The organism is Cloacibacterium sp., from assembly GCF_047601505.1.
Lineage (GTDB): Bacteria > Bacteroidota > Bacteroidia > Flavobacteriales > Weeksellaceae > Cloacibacterium.
The window spans coordinates 2,966,753-2,992,411 of sequence record NZ_JASGJD010000001.1; the positions used below are offsets into that span (position 1 = coordinate 2,966,753).

Consider the following 25,659-nt stretch of genomic DNA (forward strand, 5'->3'; position numbering starts at 1 on the left):
TTATAAGCTAACTAATAGTTTATAGAATTTTTGTGCTATTTTTATTTGGTTAAATAAAAACAGGTGGAGGGCGAGCAAATAAAGAATCATTTGCTTTTTTAGAATGATAAAAGAGATATAGAATGTTATCTTTAGTCTGGTAATTGATTAAAACTATTTTCCAGCTATTTTCTGGTTTTAATAAAGAATCATTTCCATTGTTAGACCTGTTGGTGCATTGCTTTTGGAGTATGTTTGCTATTTCAAAAGAACTGCTAGATTCTGAATTCGTATTAATGAAAATGGCAGAATTTTTAATGTTTTCAAACTTCTTTAATGAATTGCTTTTGGCTTTTTTTGCAATATTTTTCTTCGTGTAAACCTTTTTTTTGTTTTGGTTAACATCATTTTTTGAGATTAAGAATTTTTCTTCTTGTGAGTAAGTTTTTGTAGATGAAGAAGTAATTACAGTGATTTTATTGTCGGGATGTTCTGTAACAATAGTTGCACCTTCGGAGACATGAATGTTTTCTAAACCACTAATGGTTACTTGTTGCGAATAAATATATGAAGAAAATAGTGAGGCAATAACAACTAATAAAACTGTAAATCTTTTTTGTATAGAAGATTTACAGTTTATAAGGCAATATAAAACTATTGCAACTATTACAATGTAAGTGTATTCATTCAATCCTATTTGTGTTTCTAGACTTCAGCAAAAATAAAAAAAAAAGTTATAAACAACTGAAAATCTTAACTTTATTTCATATAAATTCTATTTATTAAAATATACATAATCTATTTTTTCAGTAATTTAGATGATTTTTTATTTAGTAGATTGATAAACCTTAAATTTATTAACGTTTTTTTCTTTTAAAAAAAAGATTTTTCATGTAATTATTTTAAGAATATTGTTAAAAATAAGGCTTCTCAAATAAGATATAAAAATATTAGCAAAAACCCGTTGTGCATTTTAATAATACTTACTTTTAAGTTATTGAGGGAGAACATTTATTTATAATAACCATATGCAATAAGTAAAACTAGTTATTAAAACGTATAGTTTTATCCTAACTTCCTTAACCCTCTTTCTTTTGCAGAACATTTCTCAAAGCTAACATATCCTCGCTTACTTTCTTATCCATTATTTTTGCATAGTGTTGTGTAGTTCTGATATTCTTATGTCCCAACATTTTACTTACACTTTCGATCGGAACTCCATTAGACAAGGTAATTATGATTGCAAAGGTATGTCTTGCGATATGATAGGTTAATTCTGTATTGATGTCAAATGCTTGAAGAATATTTTTTTTAGTTTGAAAGATATTTCTTTATTATCCTGCTTTATTGTTTTCCATTAATACATTTCTTAAAGCCGAGATGTCTTCTCCTATTTTTTTGTCCTGTATTTTAGCATAATGTTGGGTCATTCTAATATTAGTGTGTCCAAGCATCTTGCTGACTGTTTCTAAAGGAACACCATTATTAAGCGTAATTGTTGTAGCGAATGTATGTCTGGCAGTATGAAAAGTAATATCAAAATCAATTTCACATAACGCCCCAATCTCTTTTAGATATTCGTTCATCTTTTGATTGCTCAATACCGGTAGAACTGTATTCTCATTCAAGCATTTTTGATGATTCCCATATTTTGTTAAGATTTCATGTGCTTCAGATAACAAGGGAATACTAGCTTCAATTTTTGTTTTCGCTCTTTTCGTTTTTATCCATAATCCTCCGTCAATACCTACACTGATTTTTTGTTTTGTAAGATTTTTCACATCCACATAGGCTAAACCTGTATAGCAGCAGAAAACAAAAATATCCCTCACAATGCTTAAGCGCTCAGAAATAAAGTTTTTTGATTGAATGTCTTTTAACTGTTGAGGGGTCAAAAACCGGACATCTACTTTTTCTATTTTAGACTTATATCCTATAAAAGGATTTTTACTCATCCATTCATTATTCAGACAGATATTGATTATCTTCTGAAAATTCTTGATGTATTTTACTGCAGAATTATTTGAACAATTCCTAACTGTTCGTAGATAAAACTCATAATCGGCAACAAATGCAGGGTTAACATCGCAGACATTAATATCCGAAAGATTAAATTTCCATTTCAAAAATGACTGAGTATGCCTCAATGAGGTTTCATATCTTTCCCAAGTGCCCTTGGAAAATTCTTTTCCTATCAACTCTTTCATCTTTGAATTATGGTCTTTAAACGTTTCTATAAGGGTAACTTTTCTTTCCTCTATTTTTAGATACTTGTTTCGTAAGCTTTCGCAGGTAATCTCTTTGCCAGTATTGAAAAGGGCTGTATAACATTCAAATATCTTAGACCGGATTCCTTCCAATAATGCGTTCAATTGTTTAGCATTGGGAGTATTGCCAGCTACTTTTCCCGATTTTATACCCCATTGTGAGGTATTAATGGTCTGACCTGTAGAAATTTCAGTTCTTTTACCTGAAACTGTGATCCGTAAATAGATTGTAGAAGCTTTAGGATTGTTTTTGACTTTTTTGGCATAGAAAAGGACATTGTAAGTTTCCATAACTTTAGATTTTTAAGATTGTTAAATGTATTTGCGAATCTTAAAGCCTACAAGATATTCAGTCGATGAACAGGCTGTTTGCCTGATATTCGGTGAGTAGACAACCGATATTTTTTGTACTCACCAAAGTACTCACTTTCGATTTGTAATATTTTGATATATTTTGAAACCCCTAAACAACATTAAAAGCCTTTAAATACTAAGATTTAAAGGCTTTTAATGTTGTTTGTTTCTACAACCAGCGGAGAGTGAGGGATTTTGTAACCTCCCTTCATCTCTTTATTGATAAGCTTTTTACTGTAGCATCTTCTGAAAGGACCTAAATAGGTCACCTGCAAAAAAGTGGTAAAATCCTAATTTAAATTTTACCTAGTAAAACTAAAAATTTCTGCTCAAATATGCAAGTAAAAAGGCTAAAATTTGAACAGATTTTTTAGAGTTAAAACCTAGAATTTAATCCTTCTCTTTTGTTTCTTATATTTCTCAGTTGAAATTTCTCTAAAAGAAAACGAAGAAAAAAAAAGAAAAAAAAGAAAGCCTTTTGAAAATGAGCGTGGCATTCTGACAAGGTTTTTTGGAAAAAGTTTTTGCGTAGATTTTTATACGTAAAAACTATTTCTGAAAATCCGAAGGGCTTGACCTTGACAGAATTTAGAAGGTGTACTTGGGAGCGAATTATCTTTGATTTCTGTTTTTATTTTGTGTCATTACTTTTTATTTATTATGTGGAATTATGTACAGTAAATTCTAATCCTTAATTATATCTACAATTTTACTCCCAATAAAATCATCTAATTGCCCAAAAGAATTTAATACTGAAATTTTTCCCAAACCACATTGATGATGTTCATTTTTTGTAATTTTTTCAAAACCATAAAAACTCTCTAAACTATTCTCATTCGAAGGATACAACAAAAGAGACCTTTTACCTGTCCAATACTCATTATAAACGTACATCTGTCTCAAATCGTGTGTCGAGGGTTTTGACTGATCAATATTCTTCCATTTGGTGTCAATAATTAAAACAACCTCGCCATTCTTTTTCAAAACAATATCAGGGCGAATCGTAACTCCGTTCCAAAACGCTTTCGAATCCTGCCCATAAACTTCAATACCATTATTTCTTTTCTGTGCAGCTTGCTTTAATTTTATCAAAACATATTCCTCCCAAAGACTGTTCATATCAAAAAGCAATGCTAACATTTTTTCTGAACCGCTTGATATATTAGGAGCATAGTTTAGTATAATTAGTCTTGCAATAGATATAGCTGTTTCGTAAGATGCTGTCTTTCTCGATTTGGAAATTTTACTGAAAGTATTTTCATTAGCATTAATAGTTTTTACTTCCGGAAAATCGAGTTGTACCGTTTTGCATCGGCTGTACAGATAACTACCTTTTGAAAGGTGCTCAATAATATCCAATGCTTGACCCAAAATCTGATGTATCAAATGGTCTTTGTCATACACCTCATGTGTCGTGCAAAAACTTTCTTTATGAACTAAATTTTTATTGATATGACTAGCAAATTCAAGCTTCCCTTTCAAAGCTTTCACATTGCCAGTTTGTTTATAATATTGTTTTATTAAGCCTTGATGAATTAATAATTGTACCTCACTCAAAAACCATTCAAAATAAATATCCAAAAGATGAATGGATTGTCTGGAAACATTTGCATGACCTATTTGCTGAATCTTCAGCCGTTTGGTTACTTTCAACATTTCTATCAAAACCTTTTGCCAGTTGGTTTTGTTTGCCGAAGTTTCAAATTCATATCGATCTACTTTAGGTAGAATTTCTATCGTTAAACCATCCACCTGAATCACACCTACGAATTGTTTGAAGACCACGCCATTGTGTTTTAAATCAAAATATTGGTAATTGTGCAGAGCATTGAGTTTTGATAATGCTTCAAAATGCCGCTTCTCAAAACCACTTTCTCCAATAGCCAGAAAACTATGCTCGAAAACCTGTATAGAATTTCGTCTCAACATTATTAAGCTAATAATAATTCTAAAGCATTATTAAACTCAACTTCTTCAAAAGGAATAAGTTCATAGGATTTTATGATTTCAATTTCGTTTCTCGTCTCAAAATCTGCAAATACACTCTTATGAGAGAACTTAGAAATTTCTTTTTCTCTTACAAAACCTCTTCCTAAAATCAATCCCATTTTTCCAAAATCATTGTAAAAATATTCCTGTAACAAAGGAATAATCTCGTTTTTAAAAGAAGCTCGAAAATTATCTTTGATAAAATAAGAATGCCCCAAAGTATAATTTTTATCCAACAGCAACTCTACCCTTTCATTAATCTTCTGCATAATTTGAACTCTTGGAAAATCTAAAAAATCCGTTTTTTCAACCACTCCTATATCTGGCATCATTTCTATAAAACTAAAACGTCTTCTTAAGGCTGTATCAAGAGCTTCCACACTTCTGTCCGCAGTATTCATCGTTCCGATGATATAGAGATTTGATGGAACACCAAATTCTTTTTTACTGTAAGGCAGTGTCACTTTTAATTCTTCCTCATTGCCAAGACGTTTGCCTTCTTCTATCAGAGTAATAAGTTCTCCAAAAATTTGGGAAACATTTCCTCGGTTTATTTCGTCGATGATGAGAACATAATTTTTAATTTGTTCATTATTTCCAGTATTTGCATCATCTTTCTGATATTCAGATAATTTAAAATGCGATTTCATATACTGAACAATATCAAGCATATCCTTTTGAAATGCACCTGATGGTCTGGCTTGCTTATCTTGATAAGCATCCTTAATATTTTGTTTTGTAATAGTAAAAGTATATTGAGACGGCGAATTTAAAGATGAATATTTTAATGACTCTTTAGTAGATAAACCATATTCCCAAGAACCTATTTTTAATAATTTTTCATCAGCAATATGCGCTTTAACCGATTCAATAAGTTTCTCCCAACTCTCATCAAAATTATCAATAATGCTATTTTTGCTTATTTCTACAGCTGATTTACAAATCTCTTTAAAGATTCCGTTTTGGATTTCATAAGTCAAATCACCTTCACCTTCATTCATAATGGGTTTTATCCCTTCAATAAAATCCTCATAAGACATGCTTTGATGAAAAGTTGTGAAAACAATTTGCCCCGCTTCTACCAAACGAGCATATTCTTGGTTTAAAATATCTCTGTTTTGGTTTAAATCAAAAGAAGGATTGGTTATACTGATGGCTTTGTTGATGGTATTGTAGGTTTTCCCTGTTCCGGGAGGACCGTAGAGGATTTGGTTGAGAGGCAATTTCATACTAGATAATTTCTTAATTTCATTTGTATTATTAATTAAACTCAATAGATTGTAATATTCTTCTTCTGAAGATTTAAAATTAGTTCCTTGAAGTCCAACATTCATATTAGAAAACCAGGAATATTTTTCTAATTTTATTTTTAGGATTGGACGATTGTAACAATTAAAATCTATTTCAATAGAAACTCTATATTCATCTTTATTAGGTTGGACTTTGTAGTATTGGAGGTCATCTTCAATATCCAAACTTGGAAGCGACACAATTGTTGCCAAAGCATAAACACCTGCATATTGTCCTGTTAACCAAATTATAGCTTTATCGCCTATTTTGATATTTTCACGATGACTATTAACCTTCCAAGAGTTAACTGCATTATCTCTCAAAGCTGTTGAAAGAAAGTAATTCTTAGGATTACATTGGAAAACCCAATAATTCATAGCTTCACTTTTTGAATCATTAACTACTTTTTCTAAGATGAGTGTTCTAAATTCTTTATCAAAAGCCATTCTTTCAAAAAACTCGCTATTGAATTTATAATAACCAGATTTATTTGTCTTCTCCAGTTCATTACCAATAGCCGAAGCTATCAAATCAAAATTCTTATCGATCAGATTAAAATCATCGGAATCATTAAGAAACTTATTAGCTTCTGAATTGAAAATCTCTATGCTCTGTCCAAATTTTTCGTTTGCTATTGCTCTATACCTGTTGAGTTTATTTTTAGATTTCAGACACCATACATACTTTTGCCCAACCGTAAAATTGAGTTGCTTTTCAGACTCGTTAAATACAACACGATAATCCTTTTTCTGAAGATTAAATCTTTCAATGAGTTTATCCAAAATTTGATAATATTTCAATAGCTCATTTTTTGAAAAATGCAGTAAGCTTCCATCATATATACCATCCAAATCCAATCGATAGCCTACATAAAGAATATTCTGAATCATCAGATTGGTATCATCCCAGTTAGGTGTTGCATAGAAACTGCGATAGTGTTCTACAAAATCTTTTCTTTCTTTTACAACTTTCTTGAAATCTGGTAACAGACTTAATAACTTTAGATAGTTTTTTTTCTCTCGAAAATCTCCAACTAAATTAAACTCCTTTGCCAATCTGCCATAAAAACTGAACATATAGAAGATATACTTTTCCGGATATCGGAAGCCCAGATAAACACTTACTGTTCGCTCATCTTGCTGGGCATTTAAATTCTCTCGGTTCAGTTGACTTTTCAGTTGGTCTAACAGTTCATCTGCTTTACTTTGAAAATTACTGATTCGAACCTCAAGATCTATATTCTCATCATACAAATCACGAAACATCATTCTTGTAATCTCTGGAAAATGCTCTGCACATTTATCAATGAAACCCCAAGAGTTCTGATAAAAAAGATTTTCTCGTTTGGCAAAAGCAGTTCTAAACATTGTATGAAAATCAGAACTCTCTAGAATCCAATTGGATTGGAAATGGTTAATTGCATCATACTTGTAACCTTCATTGGGATTGCCGATGACGTCAGTTATATTTAAAAAGCGATCTATTAAGATATTGTAATCTATCATTTGCTTTAATAATGTAGCCTTGACAAGGATTAGGCTTTATTTTAATTGAATTAATTTATTTTAAATCTTAACTCGCCACCCCATCAATAAACACATCCACAAAATCCTGCACTTTCTGAATAATTCTTCTTCCGATATTATTTCTTTCAGTAAGCTTTGGCTTTATTTCAAGTAACTTTAACGTGTCACTTATTTTTGGAGTTTTGGAAGTGAAAAGAAAATCATCAATAGCATCTCTGAATCTGTCTTTATTCAAAGATTCTTCTGTGGCTATTTTTTCAAAAGCAGAGTTTTTTTCTTTATCCCAGTATTTTTCAAATTCTTCATTGACATTGTCTCCGTCAGAAATATGAGGTAGGTTTTCTTCTATGAATTTTTCTATCAGTTCTTTTTTGCTTCGAAGCTTGGCATCGCCAGAAAGAATATCTCTGATTTCTTTTTTCTTTTTTTCTAATTTATCTCCTTTTAGATTTGAATCAGTAAGGTTTGCTAAAAGAGATAGAATATAACTTACATTAATTTCATCGCGATGAATTAACTCAAGTTCAAAATCAACGTCATCCAAAATGCTGGCTTTTCCTTCGCCTCCCTGCGGTCTTGTTTCTTTCCAAATATCTAAATACTTGCTTTTATACCCATCAAATTCATATTCGGTCATTTCCAATTTATTGAAATCAAAATCTGCAAATGATTTTAAAACATTCAGAACACGCATTACTTCACGAAAAGCAGTGATGAATTCAAACTTTTTCTGTTCGGTTTGATAACTGTTGACACTGTCAATTTCCGGAGCAACAATCTTTAATGTATCTAAAGCAGCATTGAAAAGCTCAATATAATCTTCAATTGGATAAATGATAATTTCCTGAATGGCTTCTTTATTAGAAAACAAAGTCACAGCCTCGTCGGTTGCAGATTTTAGATTTCTAAAACAAACAATATTGCCTTGCGATTTCTTTTCGCCTAACAATCTGTTGGTACGAGAAAATGCCTGAATCAATCCATGATATTTCAGATTTTTATCAACAAATAAAGTGTTCAATTGTGGACTGTCAAATCCAGTCAAAAACATATTGACTACAATAATTAAATCAACTTCTTTATTGCGAACTCTTTTAGCAATATCATTGTAATAATTATAAAAACTCTGACTGTCTTTGGTCGTAAAGTTAGTTCCAAACATTTCATTGTAATGACCAATATATCTTTCTAATACATTTCTGCTATGAAAATCTCCATACTGCGCTTGAGGTTCTGCTACCATTCCTAACTCAGGTTCTATGTAAATTCCATTGGAATCAATAGATTCTTCGTTAGTTCCATAGCTGAAAATAGTCGCAATTTTCAATTGATGTTTACCCTCTTCTTTTTTCTTTTGGAAAAGGTCATAATATTTCTGTAAAACATCAATACTACTTACACAAAACATTGCATTGAAAGTACTGTTATGTGTTTTTCTACCATATTCAGCGATAAGATAATCTGTAATTTTTTCAAGACGTTTAGGGCTTTCAAGAAGTTCTTGTGTGTCGATTGCTTCAACATCTGTATCAATGTAAGTATTGCTTCCTTCTTTTTCTTTGTATCGCCCCACATATTCTACAGAAAACTTCAAAACATTATCATCACGAATCGCATCTGTAATCACATATTTGTGTAGACAATCTTCAAATAGTCTATTAGTGGTTGCCGGAGCTCCGTCTATTTTCCCAATTGAATTAACTTCAGAAATCGGAGTTCCTGTAAAGCCAATCATTTGGGCGTTCTTAAAGTATTTTTTGATATTCTGATGCGTATCTCCGAACTGACTTCTGTGACATTCATCGAAAATGAAAACTACTTTCTTATCTTTCAGTTTGTCAATTTTATTACCGTGCTTTTCTTTTGTAATTGCAGTATTTAACTTCTGTAAAGTAGTTACAATCAATTTTGTATTGTCTGAAAGTTGCTTAACCAAATGTGCTGTATTCTCTGTGGCATCCACACTTCCTTTTTCAAAAGCATCAAATTCTTTTTGTGTTTGATAATCCAAATCTTTTCTATCAACCACAAAAACAACTTTCTCTACTTTAGGTATTTCTTTCAGAATCTGGCTGGCTTTAAAGGAAGTCAATGTTTTCCCTGAACCTGTAGTATGCCAGATAAAACCATTCTTATCCGTATTTCTTACCCTGTCAACAATTTTTTCAACAGCATAATATTGATAAGGTCTTAAAACCATCAGTATCTTATTCGTTTCATTCAAAACGATATACTTGGTAATCATTTTAGCAATGTGACAAGGCTCTAAAAATGCAGGAGCAAAATGGTCTAGTTGAGTTATGTTATTATTGTGTTCATCAGACCAAAAGAAAGTCTGCTTAAATGTCTGCTTTGCGTTGTTGGAATAATATTTTGTATTTACTCCGTTACTGATGATAAACAACTGAACATAATTAAACAATCCACTTCCGGAATTGAAAGACTGATGATGGTAGCGGTTGATTTGATTGAAAGCCTCTTTCATTTCCAGACCACGACGTTTCAGTTCAATTTGTACTAAAGGTAATCCGTTGATAAGAATAGTTACATCATACCTATTTTTATAATTCCCTTCCTGTGAGATTTGATGAGTTACCTGAAACTGATTCTGACACCAATGATCTTGACTGATGAATTCAATCCATTCCGAACTCCCATCATCCTTTACAAAATGAAAACGGTCACGCAATGTTTTTGCTTTTTCAAAAACATTTCCTTTGGAAAGATGATTGAGGATTTTTTCAAACTCAGTATCTGAAAATGTCTTTTTATTGTGAATTTCGAGTTGTGATTTCAGATTTTGAATTAAATCAGATTCATTTCTGATAGATACTTTTTTATGTCCTAATTGCAGAAGTTGTTCTATTAATTTTTGCTCTAAAATATATTCTGGCTGACTTGACATTTGGTTTTAAGTTTTTGTTAAAAACTTAGTCAAAGCTTAATGCTTTGACTAAGTGAGTAATAGTTTTTTCAAATATATGAAATAATCAGTTATAACTACAACTATTTTAGCGCTTTAAACATCTGGTCTATTGCTTTTTTCTTCTGCTCAAGATTCGGATGCACATACAAATTCAGAGTTGTACTGATATTAGAATGGCCTAGCAAAACACTCACTGTTTTATAATCACATTTACTCTCTATACATCTTGTTGCAAAACTGTGTCTTAGTCCGTGAAATTTAATGTCTGGAATTTCCAGAAAACGCATGAGATTCTTATAATAACTTCGGTATGTTCTAGGTTCTGTTGGTTTAGAATCGTTGGTCAAAATATAGAAATCAGGATTTACAATTTTCTTAAAAGGTTTCAGCATTCTAAGTAAATCTCTGCTGATTGGAATTTCTCGAATAGAGTTTTTGGTTTTTGGAGTATCAATCAATAATTCTGTTTTGCGTTCTCCATCTTCAATCACGTAAATTCTTTGGATGGTTTTTCGAATATTGATAATACCGTTATCTGTATCAATATCTTCCCAAGTCAAAGCACAAATCTCACCAATCCGCATTCCAGAACAAAGACAGATATAAACACCCAGATTTCTAAAGGTAAAATGCTCTTGAATATAACTCATTACTTTTTTCTGGTGCGTTCTACTCAACACTTCAATACTATGTGTTTCTCTAACCGTAGGATATTGCACATCAAAATTAATAAATTCAATCCATTTATTTTTTGCTCCGAACTTTAATACCATCTTCAAAACAATGAGAATGTCTTTGATGCTTTTCTGACTTAGTCCTTGATCTAGTTTTTGAAACACAAACTTTTGTACATCTTCATCCTCAACCTCAAAATAATCTTTAAATACAGGCAATAAATGATTTTCCAGCAACAGCACATAAGCCGAAAAAGTTGATTTTTTCACATACAGCTTTTTGTCATTCTTCCATAATTCAGCAATCTCTGCTAATGTTTTCTTTCTTGTCATGATTTTTTGATTTTAATATTAATTATTTAAGACCCTAAAGTTAGTGATGATTAGAAATTATCTCCTCTAAAAAGGATTAAGGAACAATTTTCTTCTCAATCTTATTTAGTCAGAAAAGACCAATTTTATTTCCTAATTTACGATTCCGGGGTTCTGAAGGAGATGAAAAATCAAATATAAGAACTATTTTGAAAATCTTTTTACATTTTCTACAGGGTAAAAATATAAAAAAAATGAAGATCAAAAGATAAACTACTTGTATTAGATATGGAGAATTATACTACTTTTTATAAGAAGTTATTTCTGAAATCATTAATAAAAACAAATACAGATATTTCTTCTATTGTTTTAAGTGAAGGTAATGATATTATAATTCCCTGCTTCTGGTGAAACCCAAATTCAGACATTGCAACCAGCATCTTGTGTTCTAAATCTGAAAGTTGCTTTAGGTGGAGATTTCAATATAATAAAAACCAAAATTTATAGTGTTTTTCAATTTATATTATTTGAACAGTAAACAAGAAATTAGAAATTGCAAAATCTCCATCTCTAGCTGAATTTCATGTATGTAGCACTTGTATTTAAGTCAATTTAAGACATTATTAAATTTGAACACTTCCTAAATTTGAAGAACAAAATAAATTAGCAAACTTTTTATCTCTTTTAAATTCTAGTATTCAAACCCAAAGGAAAATAATTGAGGGTTTATCATTACAAAAGATTTCGATAATTAAAAAGCTATTTGAAAATAAAATTAAGTTTAAAACTGATAATAAAACACAGAATTGGGACCGAAAAAAATTAGCTGAAATATCAGAAGAACACTTGCATAAAAATCCCAATAATAAATATAATGAAGTATTTTCTGTAGCAAAACATAAAGGAGTTATTAATCAGATTGAACATTTGGGACGTTCCTTTTCAGCAAAAGAGATTTTACATTACAAATTAGTTTATCCAGGTGATTTAGTTTATACTAAAAGTCCTACTTCTGATTTTCCTTTTGGAATTATTAAGCAAAATCGAACAGGAAGAATAGGTGTGGTTTCTCCATTATATTGTGTTTTTACAACTAAAACTTATGCATTAGGATATCTACTTCACGAATATTTTAACTTATCTGTAAATTCTTTTAATTATTTAAATCCATTGGTTCAGAAAGGAGCAAAAAATACAATGAATATCAATAATGAAACATTTTTGAATGGAGCAAGTATTTTATTGCCGATGGATGAAGAAGAGCAAGAGAAGATTTATAAATTTTTGCTATCTCTTGATGAAAAAATCAATTTAGAAAACGAGTTATTAACTCAATACGAAAATCAGAAAAAATACTTATTACAAAATCTTTTTGTGTAAAGAACTTTGGTTTTCCAGAAGAGCCTTGACAGGCTTTGCTTCCTTAAATAAATAAATTAGACAAAAGAAATTTCTTTTGAAGTTCTAATTTTTCTAAAATTTGTTTTTCTGTTTCTATTTTTTCTTGAATGGATGAAAGAAAATTGGCAATTTTAGTTTGTTCATTTATTGATGGTAATAAGATTTTAATATTAAAAAACATATTTAAATCTAAATTTCGCCGAACTACACTTGCACCTTGTATAGAAGATTGAGCATATTCAAACAACATTATTGAAGTCTTTAGGAAAAAATTACAAAAACTGTAGGAGGTTAGACTTGTATTGAAATCAAAAATTTTGTATGATGGAGATACTAAACCTATTTCAAAACTAGTATTTACATTTATATTTCCCAGCCATAAGTTTTGAGGACTAAATACCAATTGTTCTTTTTTTAAAACTTTATATCCTGTATTGTCTTGACTAGCAATATCTCGAGTAAAATATTCATCTTGATAAAATAATCCTTTTGCAGTAGATGAAATAACTCTGTATTGGTTATTTTTTGTTGATTTTTCATTTGATTCAATCAATATATCACCAAGTTTTTTCTGTTCCCAATTTGAAAAATCATCATCCTTGAACCTGATTTTCTGTGAAAATAAATTCTCACGACTGTCAATCATTAAGGTTTCTAACTTCTCAATTATTTTCTTTTGGGTTTGAATACGAGAATTTAAAAGAGATAAAAAGTTTGCTAATTTGTTTTGTTCTTCCAATTGAGGAAGTTTCAAATTTAATAATGCTAATTGACTTGAATACAAGTGTACAACAGAAATTCCTTGAGAGAGTTTTGCAATTTCTAATTTCTTTTTACTGTTCAAATAATATGAAAGAAAAACACCATTATTTTTGGTTTTTATTACATTCAAATCTCCACCTAAAGCAACTCCAGATTTGAGAACACAAGATGCGGTTGCAATATCAATTTGAGTTTCACCAGAAGCAGGAATTATAACATCATTAGCTTCACTTAAAACAAGAGAAGAAATATCTGTATTTGTTTTTGATTTTATTTCAGAAATAACTTCTTCATAAAAAGTATATAACTCTCCATATCTAATGCATTCAGTTTCACCATTTTCATCTATATCACTTTTTGAAATGCCTTTGCCCTTAGTGAAAGTTGCAATTTCTCCCAATCTTATAGTTTCCCATTTTTCAATCCCAAATTCAGTAAATCTGAGCTTTGGAATCCCTAAGTCACCTGAATTAGGAAAATTCTTTACACTTTTATTTTCTTCTTTCATCTTGATTATTTATTTGTTAAAATTCTAAGCCTTGAGGATTCTACTAAGCCAAAAAATTAGCTTACTAATCCCAATTCTTTCAAATAAACTTCAATTTCAAGATCCAGTTGAGAACGTTTTGCTTCAAGTTCCTTAATTTCTGCCATTACCGCCTGAATATCAATTTCCTCTTCCTCCTCAAATGTGTCAACATAGCGGGGAATATTCAAGTTGTAATCATTATCTGCTACTTCCTGTAAAGTCGCTTTATGACTGAACTTTTCAATTACCGTACGGTTTTGGTAAGTATCAACAATTTTATTGATATGAGCATTAAGCAAAACATTTTGGTTTTTCTGTTTTTCAAACTCTTTGCTGGCATCGACAAACAAAATATCTTCATCTGCTTCACGACATTTTTTAAACACCAAAATACAGGTAGGAATACTTGTTCCAAAGAAAATATTGGCAGGCAAACCAATTACAGCATCTAAATAATTTTTCTCTTTAATCAGATATTTTCTAATAACCAATTCGGCTGCGCCACGAAACAGAACACCGTGAGGCATTACGACAGCCATAGTTCCGTTTTCATCCAAATGATGAATCATATGCTGGATAAAAGCAAAATCTGCTTTTGAAGAAGGAGCTAATTTTCCATATTGTGAAAATCTTTCATCCAAAAGATGCAGTTCATTCGCACTCCATTTTGCAGAAAAAGGCGGATTTGCTACAATAGCATCGAACGTTTTGTCAAGATGTTGAGGTTTTTCAAGAGTATCTTCCTGACGGATGTCAAAATTACTGTAATTGACACCATGAAGAATCATATTCATCCTTGCCAAGTTGTAAGTAGTACGGTTCATTTCCTGACCATAGAAATCGCTTACTTTCGCTTCACGCGCTACACGTAAGAGTAAAGAACCACTTCCGCAGGTTGGATCATATACCGATTTTAATTGTAATTTTCTACTGGTCACAATTCTTGCTAAAATCGTAGAAACTTGTTGAGGGGTGTAGAATTCACCTGCTTTTTTACCAGCACCACTCGCAAACTGAGCAATGAGATATTCATAAGCATCTCCCAAAACATCAGCATTAGTATCAGATAAATTGAAATCAATATCATCTAAATGATACAGAACTTTGGATATTAATGTGTTTTTCTCGTCTTCTGTTTTTCCTAATTTTGAAGAAGTTAAATCAAGGTCTTCGAAAAGATGTTCAAAATCATCCTCACTGTTTGTCCCTAATGTTGACTGTTCAATATTAGTAAGAATTTTGGAAAGTTCAGCTAAGATAAAATTCGATTTTCCTTCCTGTTTTTGATGTCCTTTTTTAGCAATATTACTAAAAAGTTCAGAAGGTTTCAAGAAATATCCTAAATCTTCAACCACTTCTTCATAAATAGCTTCAACAATTTCTTTTCCAGCCTCAGTATTTTCATCAACATCATTATAATCAATATCTTCTCCCGAATCTAATAAAATCTTGTTTGCTGTAAAGTGAATTTTCTCTGAAAGATATTTATAAAATATAAATCCTAAAATATAATCACGAAATTCATCCGCATCCATCTTACCTCTTAAAGTATTCGCAATATTCCAAAGTTGCTGTTGTAGCTGGCGTTTCTGTTCTTCTGACATCTTATCCTTAATGTTAATTCCCAAAGATAAAAAATAATAAATGTGTATGTTACATAAATTACTATAAATATTAAATTAATTTTGGAAAAATAATAAAGATTATTTATTTTTTCGATGTTTAACAACCTTCAACTCCCCAGCAAAATCCAGCATAATCACCTAACTTCCTTTAAATTCTGTTGCAATTTATCTAATATTAGCCATACTACATTACGGGTTTCCGTAATCCACAGTTTTTAGTTTTTTATTCAATTCTTTTATTCTCTTCATTAACTCTTCAAAATCCAAAGATTCTCCGTAAAACATATTTTCCTGCATTGTTTTGTAATCTTGCTCCCAAAGTGAAATAACTTCATACGGCGGAATAATATTCAATGTTTCAGGTGTATGTAAATCATAAGAGATTCCTCTTAGTGGTGTATATTTCTTTCGATGCTCTACAATGGTTTCAAACAATTCCTTGTTTTTTAAAGCTTCTTTACCATAGGAGTGATCCATCAATCTTTCCAAATCATATAAATGCCTGGTCATTCTCAAATGGCGAATCTTATCTTTTGGCTTCAAAAACTCTTCGTGCAGAAGAAATATTTTTTCCAAAAATGTTCTTGTTGGAATGACTACTGAAACATCAAATGGTTTTATTGCGAACTTCTGTTCAGGGAATACACTTCCAATAATAGATTCAATTGACCTGGATTCTGAAGGTTCCATTAAGGAGCGAGAGCCAATTTCTATCAAAACTCTCTGTGGCAAATAATCCCCTTGCTCTACAATAGATTGATATTGTAATTCTATGGTGTGTGGATCACTGGTATCGTCAATTTCATTATTTGTGACCAACTCATATTCCTCATCCAGGATTCCAAGTTTTTTTAGTTGAATTTTTAATTCATTAAAAAAATCTGTTATGATAAATGTCCCTGATGCTTTTCTCAGCTTCTTGATTTGTGTCGCGGATAAATCGCCATCAAATCCTAAGAATTTCCGGTCAATCGCTAAATCAATATCTTCGGAAAACCTGTCAATTAAATGATATGCTTTACTCAAAGATGTTCCGCCTTTGAATACGAAATGTTCTGAAAATCTTGATGAGAAAACCGCTTTAAGCACCATTGTTACCCACCAATCTTTTTCTATAGCTTGAACTGGAAGACCTAAACGGTTATTAACCTGTTCTAAAATTTCTATCCTCCTCTTTTTCGATAGTTTTAACCACTCATTCATTTGCTTTAATTATTTAGGGATAACACTTCATTTCGCACCCAAACCGGGGCATTTAAAATTTCTTCTTTTAAAATTTCCACCGGAACTTTCTGCAACGCCTGGTTTATTTTTTGTCTGATTTTATCTGTAATATTCTCTTTTCCTAATTCCTTCAAACCCTGTACAATATTGGACAGAACTTTATTTTTTATTGCCAAATTCTTAGGAGCTGTTTTCTTAAACGTAATTATTCTTTTCCCCACTTTGATTTTGCGGGGAGCTCCGTCTGTAAGATAAATTACATTCATAGGGATTTGAGTAGATATTCCCAATTGCTGTAAAGCATAAATGCTTGTAGGAATAATCCGTATTTTATCTCTTTTCGCAATTGCTTCGGCTATACTTTCTGTAGATGGATATAATATTCCTAATTCTTTATCAATTTTGGGATAGAGGTATATGCCGTGTGCTAATCTTACTAGAAGTTGTTTTTTTTCTAAACGTAGCAATACCTTTTTCACGTTTTCGGAAGTACCAAATTCCGCAAAATCTGAAACAAAAACTATTGCTCCTTTCTTCAAACTTAATATCTTATCTTCTAGCTGGCTATGAATAGATTGCATTATTAAAAACACTTATAATTTGTCCCAAATTTAGTAAAAATTTGGGACACTATTCTATTATTTGATAAAAATAATATTTTCTTAATAAACTTAAAATTCAATAATAAACCTCATTAGCTTATTAACCGTATTCAGGTTTATTATGTCCCAAATTTTATCAATTTTTGGGACAAAAAACGATATTTCATTAGCCAATGAAACTCCATTGCAACTCAGAAGAAGCTCCGTTCATTTTCGTTTATCTTCTGAGTTTTCTTCATATCCAAACAAATTAAACATTTCTCTCATTCTAGAACGGAGGCGGTTACAGTATTGGGATTCTATTTCGGTAGGAGAGAGATTGGTTGTAAGGTGGGGTGACGATTCCTTTTTCTACAAAAAGGTCATATCTTCTAAGAAGGATTTCTGCCATCACGTTGCAGTCGTTGCCGAAGTATTTGGAAGTGGTTTCTGTACCAAGATCATCAAAACAATAGGCTTTTGGGGTTCTGATATCGTGACTAAGGTTCCCATTGGAATATTTTTCTAAAATTTCATAACAAGACTGCATAAACTCTGACACAATATGGAAGGTTGAAACAATACCGTATTATATACTTATCTCTCTTTTCTTACAAACAACCTTCAACTCCCCAGCAAAATCCAGCATAATCACTTGACTTCCCTGAAACGGATTATAAGATGGCTGATAATCAATATAGCCCGAAGAATGTAGATTCTTCAGGCATTTGTGATAAGTGGCTTTTGAACGAATTTTGCTAATGCGCATCACTTCATCACGTGAAATACTGACCGGATTTCGGAAACGGCTGAAGTTCCAGAACTGGAATAATGCTAAATAGAGACTGATATGTGATGGATTAAGTGTATTATCCTGAGCTACCTTTTCATAGAAAGCTGTGAGGTGCTTGATTTAATTCATAATTTGGTTTCGGCTTTTTGAAACATTATTTATTCTTCAACATTTCTTCAATGTCTTTGTAATTGTAATATAGTGTTCCGCCGACACGGGTATAAGATAATGTTCCTTTTATACGAAGGTTTTGCAATGTTCCAGAAGAGATTTTCAAAAGTTCTTTGACCTCTGATGAACGTAGCCATAATTTCTGCTCAGAAACCTTTATATTGAATAAATTCTTAATATCTTCCAGCAACTCAGTTTTGAATTCCTTAAGGTCTTCTTGTGTGATTAGGTTTACTATCATAATTATTTCATTTTTGTTTTTTCAATTAAAATTTCTTCTGCAAAATTGGGGTATAAGAATCACGAAAACAATAGTATTAAAGGGACTTAGACTAAATAATACGAATATGGATGATTCTGAAATCTTTAGAGATAAAAAAAAGAATTAATTAGATTATTTTGGAATTTTAAACCTGATTTCAAGTAAAGCAAAAAAAACAAGTTCCGCAGTTTTTTCCCCTTTTTGAAAAAAAGCAAGAGAGTCTTTGGATGTAAAACTTGAAAAAGTTTGTATATACAAAGACACATCTTGCACTTCAAAACGCTCATTCTTTTCAGAGTTCTCAAAAAAAAATGTAACTTATTGATTATAAATAATTTTCTAATTAAATGCTCCAGAAACAAAAAAAGTTTTTAACCTGTATCTCTTTTGAGCAGGTTTAGTAATACAACCAATATCTGGTTTGCGCAGGTCCTAGAATTAAGTTGTAGCTATTTTGAGCAAGTTTATAAATACAACCTGCATCTCTTTTGAGCAGGTTTTTAGAAATGAGCTGTATTTACTTTGAGCAGGTTTAGTAATACAACCTATATCTGTTTTGCGCAGATCCTAGAATTAAGTTGTAGCTATTTTGAGCAGGTTTAGAAATACATCCTGTATCTCTTTTGCGCAGGTTTTAGAATTAAGCTGTAGTTAATTTGCGCAGGTTTAGAAATATAACGCATTGGTTATGTCTTTCGTCCCGAATACAGTTGGACAAATTGCCGCACTTGGTGGAATGATACCAGTCATCTATCATTGGTTTTTGACAAATAAAGTAGCAAATCTTTTAAAATAATATTTAGATAGAAACAAAAATGGTTCATAGGGTTAAAGGTTGCTTCAAAATTGAACTTTATCAGTATCTTTGAACTGATAATTTTTAAAACCCTATATCAATATTTGCTTCAAAATGAACAAAATCCCTGTAAGACAAATTGAAGAGCCTGATTTTTCAGATAGTTTTACTATTAAGGACATTGGTGCTTTGCTTTCGGGGAAAGACATGGTTCAGGAATTGCATAGGCACAATTTCTTTTTTATGTTGGTATTGGAAAAAGGAATAGGAACGCATACGATAGATTTTATTTCCTATCCTGTTAATGATTATTCAGTCTTCTTTATGCAACCAGGACAAGTACATCAATTGACGTTGAAAAACGGAAGCACTGGTTATTTGCTTCAGTTTAATGCCGATTTTTATTTACCTCGTGAACAATCCTCTATTCAGGTATTCCGAAAGGTAAGTACTAAAAATTATTGTCTGCTTAATGCCGAAAGAACAAAAAAATTAATTTCCATTCTGGATTACATTTTTCGGGAATACACCGAAAAGCAGGATCGATACAAGGATATAATTAAAGCTAATCTGGAAATTTTCTTCATAGAACTAGTAAGACAAAGCAAAACTACTGAAAGCCTGTCAAAAAATCAAAATTCGTATACTCAGGAACGGCTTGAAGAACTTTTAGAGTTGCTAAGAAAGAATATTACCAACATTAAACAAGTCACACAATATGCAGATATGCTGCATATTACAACTTATCAGTTAAATGCCATCACAAAAGAAACAGTAGGAAAAACGGGTTCCCAGCTCATTAATGAACAGATCCTTCTCGAAGCCAAAAGACAGCTCCTTGCCACATCCAATCAAGTCAATCAGATTGCTTACGATTTGGGTCACGAAGACGTATCTTACTTTATCCGGTTCTTCAAAAAACATACGGGGAATTCCCCGGAAATATTCAGGCAAAACTTTAAATAAATTCTATTCAATAGCCTAAAAACAAGAAAAATTAAAAATTGTTTTCAAATTGTTGTCGAATATACTATATTTGCAGCAACAAAATTTTCAAACAATGAGACGATTAGAATTTGCATCTCTACAAGTAAGAGATTTGGAAGTTTCAAAAGACTTCTACACCAATAAATTAGGATTTGAAGTATCCGAAATGTCAAACCCTTACGCCTGCGTTTTCAAATACAACAAAGGCGAAGCAAGTTTTGCAATAAGAACGCCTATTAGCAATATAGACGACAAAGAATTGGGTATTGGTGTTCAACTTTGGTTTGCTATTGACGGTACAATTGAAGATTTGCTGACAGACCTGACCGCTAAAAAAATTGCCATTTTAGGCACAATTAACACCACACCATTTGGAAAAACGCTGATAGTAAAAGACCCGGACGGTTATACTCTGACTTTTTTACAACCACACGCTGAAAATGAAGGACATTGAATTTAAGTTTAAAAGACCAAACGACAGTCCCGGTTATTTACTTGGACAATTAACTATGTTGTGGCAACGTAAACTAAAAAAAGTTTTAGATCCTTTAAATCTTACACAAACACAGTTTGTTTTGTTAGCTGCATTAGGCTGGCTTTCAAAAACGAATAAGGTTGTTACACAGATCGACATTGCCAATCAGAGTAATTCCGATCGGATGATGGTGTCAAAAGTATTGCGAACTTTGCAAGACAAGAAATTTATCAGCAGACAAGAGCACCAAACCGATACAAGAGCCAAAGTAATTAAAATGACAAATGAAGGTGCGGAAGTTCTGCAAAAAGCATTGACAGCGGTTGAAAATGCCGACATAGATTTCTTTTCAGTTTTAGGTAACAAATTGTCTTCATTTAATCAGAATATGATAGACTTGACCGAACAAAATAAAGACGAATAAAAGCACTTAGCACCGTTAATGGTTTGGGATAAAGCCCCAGAACTGTTGGCGGTAAAGCTATTCGCTTCTTAAAAATACCAAGAACATTCCCAGAAAACATTCAGGAAGAATTTTAAATAAGTCCTGTTTAACTTCATTTTTGTCCTACATAGCACTTTCATTACTGCTGTAATTTTGCAATATAAATAAGAAAGTAATAACACTATAAATTAGGACTTATGAATAATAATTCGTTTGATGAAGATTACAAAAAATTTTGGGATACCCGATATAAAAATCCTGAATATGCCTATGGCAAAAATCCGAATGATTTTTTTAAAGAACAAATTCAAAAGCTAAAACCAGCTTCCATTCTTTTGCCTGCCGATGGCGAAGCAAGAAATGGCGTCTATGCTGCTGAATTAGGATGGGATGTTACTTCGCTTGATCTGAGCATTGAAGCAAAAAATAAAGCCTTGGAATTGGCTGAAGAAAGACAAGTAAGCATTAATTATATCGTAGAAGACCTCGAAAATCTGGATTTCCCCAAATCATCTTTCGACGCAATCGCATTGATTTACGCTCATTTTTCCGCCGATAAAAAATCTCTCCTACACAAAAAATTAAGCGAATGGCTGAAGCCGGGCGGAACTATCATTTTTGAAGCATTCAGTAAAAATCATCACAAATTGGTTCAATCAAATCCAAAAATCGGCGGACCAAAAGATATTGATATGTTGTTTTCAAAAGAGGAATTACTTGAAGATTTTCAGCAATATGAAATAGAAATACTTGAAGATACACAAATCCAAATCGAAGAAGGATTGTATCATAGCGGAAGTGGCTCTGTAATACGGTTTGTAGGCAAAAAATCATTCTGACCTTTGATAAAATATACAAATGAAAATCACCATACCAGTCATATACGCACAATGGCAAACACTATCGCAATGGGAACCACAACCGAAAATTAACCACCAAAAATTGCTCAACTATCAAATGAAGTCTTAACTCTTACAGTAAATCATACCTGAGAAATAAGAAAGCGGAAGTTTTTATTTTCCACCTTCAAAAACTTCCATTGCTTTTTCTAGATAAACATCTTTTCCAATTTTTAAATCTTCGGATGTTTCATTAACAATAATATCTGGTAAAACACCAATGGCGTGAAATCGACTTCCATCTGGATTAATAACTTTCAGTCCAGTGAAAGAAATTTGAAAATCATTCAGCAAATCAATATCATTTCGGTTTCCATTTGCTCCAGCTGTAGTTCTCCCAATAATAGTTGCCAATTTGTAATGTTTTATAACTTGCGAAAACATTTCTGCATTGCTCACACTTCTTTCATCTACCAAAAGCACATTATTTGTTTTTAGTGGATTGTCAGAAATAAAACTCCTATTTCGGTGTCCGTTACATTCCTCTGTAAAATATTTGAAATCTGGAAGATAAATTTCCCTACCACAAAGCCATTTTGTAGTATCTTCTTTTGGTAAAAGATAGTTTAATAAAACGTGATTTTGGTCGGTTCTCGGGTAACCTCTCAAATCGATTATTAGATTTTTGTGTTTTCGGATGTTTGGAATTTCTTCCTCCATTTCTTTCGCGGAAAGTTTATCCATATTGACGTAATAGGTTTCTGCATTTATTTCTTTCGATTTTGTAACATCATCTCTGGTGTAGAAATCTGAATTGACAATGTATTCTGTGTCTCTTTTCAGGGTAATATTTTTCCCATTTTTCAATTGAAAATTGATAAAGCTGTCTTTGCTTCCTCGTATTGATAGCTGTGCAGAAATCCAATTTTTGTATTGTTTTGATCCAGAAATGTATTGTTGCAAACTATCGATGTATTTTTTTGTTTCAATATCATCAATTTTTGTGATAATATCTCCGTTATTAATTCCTTCAATTTTACCTATTATATTTTTGACCATTAATTGATTATTGATATATCGAACTGCAATTTTTGGTGCAAATTTTCTTGTTTCAGATAATCCCCTGTAATAAACTGCCATATGCCCGTCATCAAAATTGGAGGTAGATCTGCTTAATGTTAAATAATTATCGTATTCATTTTTATCATCAAAAGCATCTTTTAATGATTTTTCTAAAACTGCATTCCAATTGGTTTTTATTACATCTTGATAAGGAGAAAAATGTTTGAAAATATTCCAGCTTATCATCACGTTTGCAATAGCAATATCTCTATTAAAAGGAATGTTTTTTAATAGGGATTGAATTTCAATTAGATCTTTTTTACCAGTTTTTGGAAGTGTATTATCTTTATCTGAATATACAAGTGTTGGAATAACTACCGTTAAATTATTTGATAAATTCAGTTTTACAAACTTATCCCAAGTCACATTATACGGATTAATTCCGTTTTCGGAATCATCCAGAAATTTGATCTCATTTTCGGTTCTTTTCAAAAGAAGTCTCGGGTTATTTGTTTTCCAATCTTGATTTGTTAATTTTGGAAGTTCATAAAGGAGCCATTCTTTATTTTTGTTCTGATACCAAAGTTTTACATCTCTAAATTCAGAATCAGATTGTGTACATAACAGTCCAAAATTAATTTTTTCTATAGGCAAATCGTTTTCGATAAGAAGTTCTTTCTTTTCCCATTCTTCGGAAGTTACGGGATTTCTTTGGTGTGTTTTGAAGTTTTCCTTTTCAATTCCCTTGTTATACAAATTTGCATAAACATAACTTTCTCCACCATTACCGCTTTTGGCTTCATATGTAATCTTTACGTTAGAATACATCCCTTCTGGATTGAGATTGATAAAGACATAATTGAATTGCTTTTTTTCGGCATCACCACGATTGAATCTTCTGCTTTTAAAAGCATTTCTTTTCTTTTTGGCATCAATTCCCAAACCTTTGTGAATCCAAAAAATTGGTACCAAATTGTTTTGATTCCACTGGTATTCTTTTCCTTCAAAAGAAATTGTTGGCGCGATCGGAACGAATAATTTTTTAAGAACTCTCTCAAACTCTTGTTGATTTTTTGTTTTTAAAATTTGTTCGGTTCCGTAAGCAGCGAATTGGTTCCAATTAATTTTTGCATTTTCATCACTTGGATGAAAGTATCTTACCACACCATATATTGCTGCAAAGTCCTTTAGTTTCTGAATTTCAGTATTGGTTTGAGCAAAAAAGAATTGAGTTATAATTGTAAGGAAAAATATAATTTTTAGTTTCATATTAAAAGTTTATTTTTTTACAGTGTCCAAAGAAATTAAGATTCGTATTAAAAATCTTCATTTTAATTCTTAAAACATTTATAAAATTTGTTTAGAAATGTTAAATATGATTTGTTTTATAACTTTTTTTAATAAATATCTGAAGCTATTAATGAATAGCCATTTTCAAATTTTTAGCATCAATATAAACCTGCTTTTGCAAAAAAATCTTGTTTCCCAACATTCCCGACATTCCGGAATATTTCATCAAATAATATTGAGATTTTGAATATCCATCCACATACGTTATTTCGTGAAGTGGAATTTTTGTGTGTTGAAATTCTATATTTTTATCCGTTTCTGCGGTGTAAGTGGTGAGAATATTGTCCCAAGATTTTTCTTTTTCTATTTTTATTTTTGAGTTTTTCAATTTTGACTTTTCCCAGATTTCTTTAGTTGTCAAAAGTTCGAACGCACTCGCTCCAGAATCGTATAGAAACTTTTCATCTTTGCCATCTAAAACTCCCGGAATAATGATTTTTCTTTTCTTGAATTTGAAATCAAAAGTTTCTTTTTTTAAATAATTAGGTTCTGAATTAAGATTGAAAATCACATAATTGTTTTTAAAATCAATCAATGCTTTTCTGTCTTCCAGCAAATCAGTTCCGATAGTTCCAATAATATTGAGCTTATTCTTTTCAAGTTTTTTTCCAAAATCAATAATTTTAAATTGGTTGGATTTTACTTCACAATTTCCAATTTTGAAACTGCCTTTTGCAAGATTGTTTTGTACAGAAATCTGTCTGATTCCTGTAATGGAATTTTTGTAAAAAATGGTACTTGGACTACCTGTGTCAAACTGCACATAATAGGTTGTGGTATCCGCATCAAAATGTACGGGCAAAAGCATCGCATCTTTTGTGTTGGTTTCCCATTTCATTGGGATTTTTCCACTTTCGTTTTTAACTTGTAAATGGTTTTTTTCTGGTGAAAATTTTCGATCAAAATAGAAATATCCCAAAACGATAGAAAGCAATATTAAAACAGGAAAGGCAAGCAAAATTTTCTTAAATAGTTTCATTGATTTTTTTGTGCAATGTTCAGCAAAAATCAAGAAATTATTTGAAAAAAGAATACGCCAT

The 25,659-nt window shown here is 31.3% G+C and carries 19 protein-coding genes and 1 pseudogene; 5 read left to right on the forward strand and 15 right to left on the reverse strand.

Features of this window, described 5'->3' with window-relative positions; translation table 11 throughout:
* Positions 1–49: 49 nt before the first annotated feature.
* From QM746_RS13490 to QM746_RS13520, 7 genes and pseudogenes are all read right to left on the reverse strand, one after another.
* The gene (locus QM746_RS13490) at positions 50–670 is read right to left on the reverse strand and encodes a hypothetical protein (RefSeq protein WP_414984704.1); all 621 of its coding nucleotides are present in this window, start codon (positions 668–670) and stop codon (positions 50–52) included.
* Between the two features lie 388 nt (positions 671–1,058).
* Positions 1,059–1,292: pseudogene (locus QM746_RS13495) on the reverse strand (tyrosine-type recombinase/integrase); the annotation flags it as partial.
* A gap of 21 nt (positions 1,293–1,313) precedes the next feature.
* Positions 1,314–2,537 (reverse strand): site-specific integrase, encoded by a 1,224-nt coding sequence (locus QM746_RS13500; protein ID WP_414984705.1) that lies wholly within the window; start codon positions 2,535–2,537, stop codon positions 1,314–1,316.
* 747 nt (positions 2,538–3,284) lie between these two features.
* The gene (locus QM746_RS13505; RefSeq protein ID WP_414984706.1) at positions 3,285–4,529 is read right to left on the reverse strand and encodes an McrC family protein; all 1,245 of its coding nucleotides are present in this window, start codon (positions 4,527–4,529) and stop codon (positions 3,285–3,287) included.
* Between the two features lie 2 nt (positions 4,530–4,531).
* The gene (locus QM746_RS13510) at positions 4,532–7,384 is read right to left on the reverse strand and encodes an McrB family protein (RefSeq protein ID WP_414984707.1); all 2,853 of its coding nucleotides are present in this window, start codon (positions 7,382–7,384) and stop codon (positions 4,532–4,534) included.
* A gap of 67 nt (positions 7,385–7,451) precedes the next feature.
* Positions 7,452–10,310: a type I restriction endonuclease subunit R gene (locus QM746_RS13515; protein ID WP_414984708.1), complete on the reverse strand. Its 2,859-nt coding sequence runs from the start codon at positions 10,308–10,310 to the stop codon at positions 7,452–7,454.
* A 101-nt stretch (positions 10,311–10,411) separates the two neighbouring features.
* Positions 10,412–11,338, reverse strand: coding sequence for a tyrosine-type recombinase/integrase (locus tag QM746_RS13520; protein ID WP_414984709.1), 927 nt, complete (start codon positions 11,336–11,338; stop codon positions 10,412–10,414).
* 825 nt (positions 11,339–12,163) lie between these two features.
* Here QM746_RS13520 and QM746_RS13525 point away from each other — a divergent pair.
* Positions 12,164–12,697, forward strand: coding sequence for a restriction endonuclease subunit S (locus tag QM746_RS13525; RefSeq protein ID WP_414984710.1), 534 nt, complete (start codon positions 12,164–12,166; stop codon positions 12,695–12,697).
* A gap of 43 nt (positions 12,698–12,740) precedes the next feature.
* Here QM746_RS13525 and QM746_RS13530 read toward each other — a convergent pair whose 3' ends face one another.
* From QM746_RS13530 to QM746_RS13555, 6 genes are all read right to left on the reverse strand, one after another.
* Entirely contained in the window at positions 12,741–13,988 is a 1,248-nt protein-coding gene (locus QM746_RS13530) for a restriction endonuclease subunit S (RefSeq protein ID WP_414984711.1), read from the reverse strand.
* 56 nt (positions 13,989–14,044) lie between these two features.
* Positions 14,045–15,613, reverse strand: coding sequence for a type I restriction-modification system subunit M (locus QM746_RS13535; protein ID WP_414984712.1), 1,569 nt, complete (start codon positions 15,611–15,613; stop codon positions 14,045–14,047).
* A gap of 210 nt (positions 15,614–15,823) precedes the next feature.
* Complete coding sequence (locus QM746_RS13540) at positions 15,824–16,837, reverse strand: nucleotidyl transferase AbiEii/AbiGii toxin family protein (protein ID WP_414984713.1); 1,014 nt, start codon at positions 16,835–16,837, stop codon at positions 15,824–15,826.
* Between the two features lie 5 nt (positions 16,838–16,842).
* Positions 16,843–17,439 carry a DUF6088 family protein gene (locus QM746_RS13545; RefSeq protein ID WP_414984714.1) on the reverse strand — a complete coding sequence of 199 codons (597 nt, stop codon included), beginning with the start codon at positions 17,437–17,439 and terminating at the stop codon, positions 16,843–16,845.
* A gap of 304 nt (positions 17,440–17,743) precedes the next feature.
* Positions 17,744–18,001, reverse strand: a complete 258-nt coding sequence (locus tag QM746_RS13550) for a hypothetical protein (RefSeq protein WP_414984715.1) — start codon at positions 17,999–18,001, stop codon at positions 17,744–17,746.
* A 385-nt stretch (positions 18,002–18,386) separates the two neighbouring features.
* Complete coding sequence (locus QM746_RS13555; protein WP_414984716.1) at positions 18,387–18,644, reverse strand: helix-turn-helix domain-containing protein; 258 nt, start codon at positions 18,642–18,644, stop codon at positions 18,387–18,389.
* Positions 18,645–19,575: 931 nt separating this feature from the next.
* On the opposite strand from QM746_RS13555, the gene QM746_RS13560 reads away from it, so the two are divergent.
* The 4 genes from QM746_RS13560 (at position 19,576) to QM746_RS13575 (ending at position 22,207) form a co-directional block, all read left to right on the forward strand.
* Entirely contained in the window at positions 19,576–20,427 is an 852-nt protein-coding gene (locus QM746_RS13560; protein WP_414984717.1) for an AraC family transcriptional regulator, read from the forward strand.
* 94 nt (positions 20,428–20,521) lie between these two features.
* Positions 20,522–20,902, forward strand: a complete 381-nt coding sequence (locus QM746_RS13565) for a VOC family protein (RefSeq protein WP_414984718.1) — start codon at positions 20,522–20,524, stop codon at positions 20,900–20,902.
* Positions 20,889–21,347, forward strand: a complete 459-nt coding sequence (locus QM746_RS13570; protein WP_414984719.1) for a MarR family winged helix-turn-helix transcriptional regulator — start codon at positions 20,889–20,891, stop codon at positions 21,345–21,347. Before QM746_RS13565 ends, QM746_RS13570 begins: the two co-directional genes overlap by 14 nt.
* A 218-nt stretch (positions 21,348–21,565) precedes the next feature.
* Entirely contained in the window at positions 21,566–22,207 is a 642-nt protein-coding gene (locus QM746_RS13575; RefSeq protein WP_414984720.1) for a class I SAM-dependent methyltransferase, read from the forward strand.
* A gap of 174 nt (positions 22,208–22,381) precedes the next feature.
* On the opposite strand, the gene QM746_RS13580 is transcribed toward QM746_RS13575, so the two are convergent.
* Positions 22,382–24,538, reverse strand: coding sequence for a S41 family peptidase (locus QM746_RS13580; RefSeq protein ID WP_414984721.1), 2,157 nt, complete (start codon positions 24,536–24,538; stop codon positions 22,382–22,384).
* 148 nt (positions 24,539–24,686) lie between these two features.
* Positions 24,687–25,598 (reverse strand): hypothetical protein, encoded by a 912-nt coding sequence (locus tag QM746_RS13585; RefSeq protein ID WP_414984722.1) that lies wholly within the window; start codon positions 25,596–25,598, stop codon positions 24,687–24,689.
* Positions 25,599–25,659 lie beyond the last annotated feature (61 nt).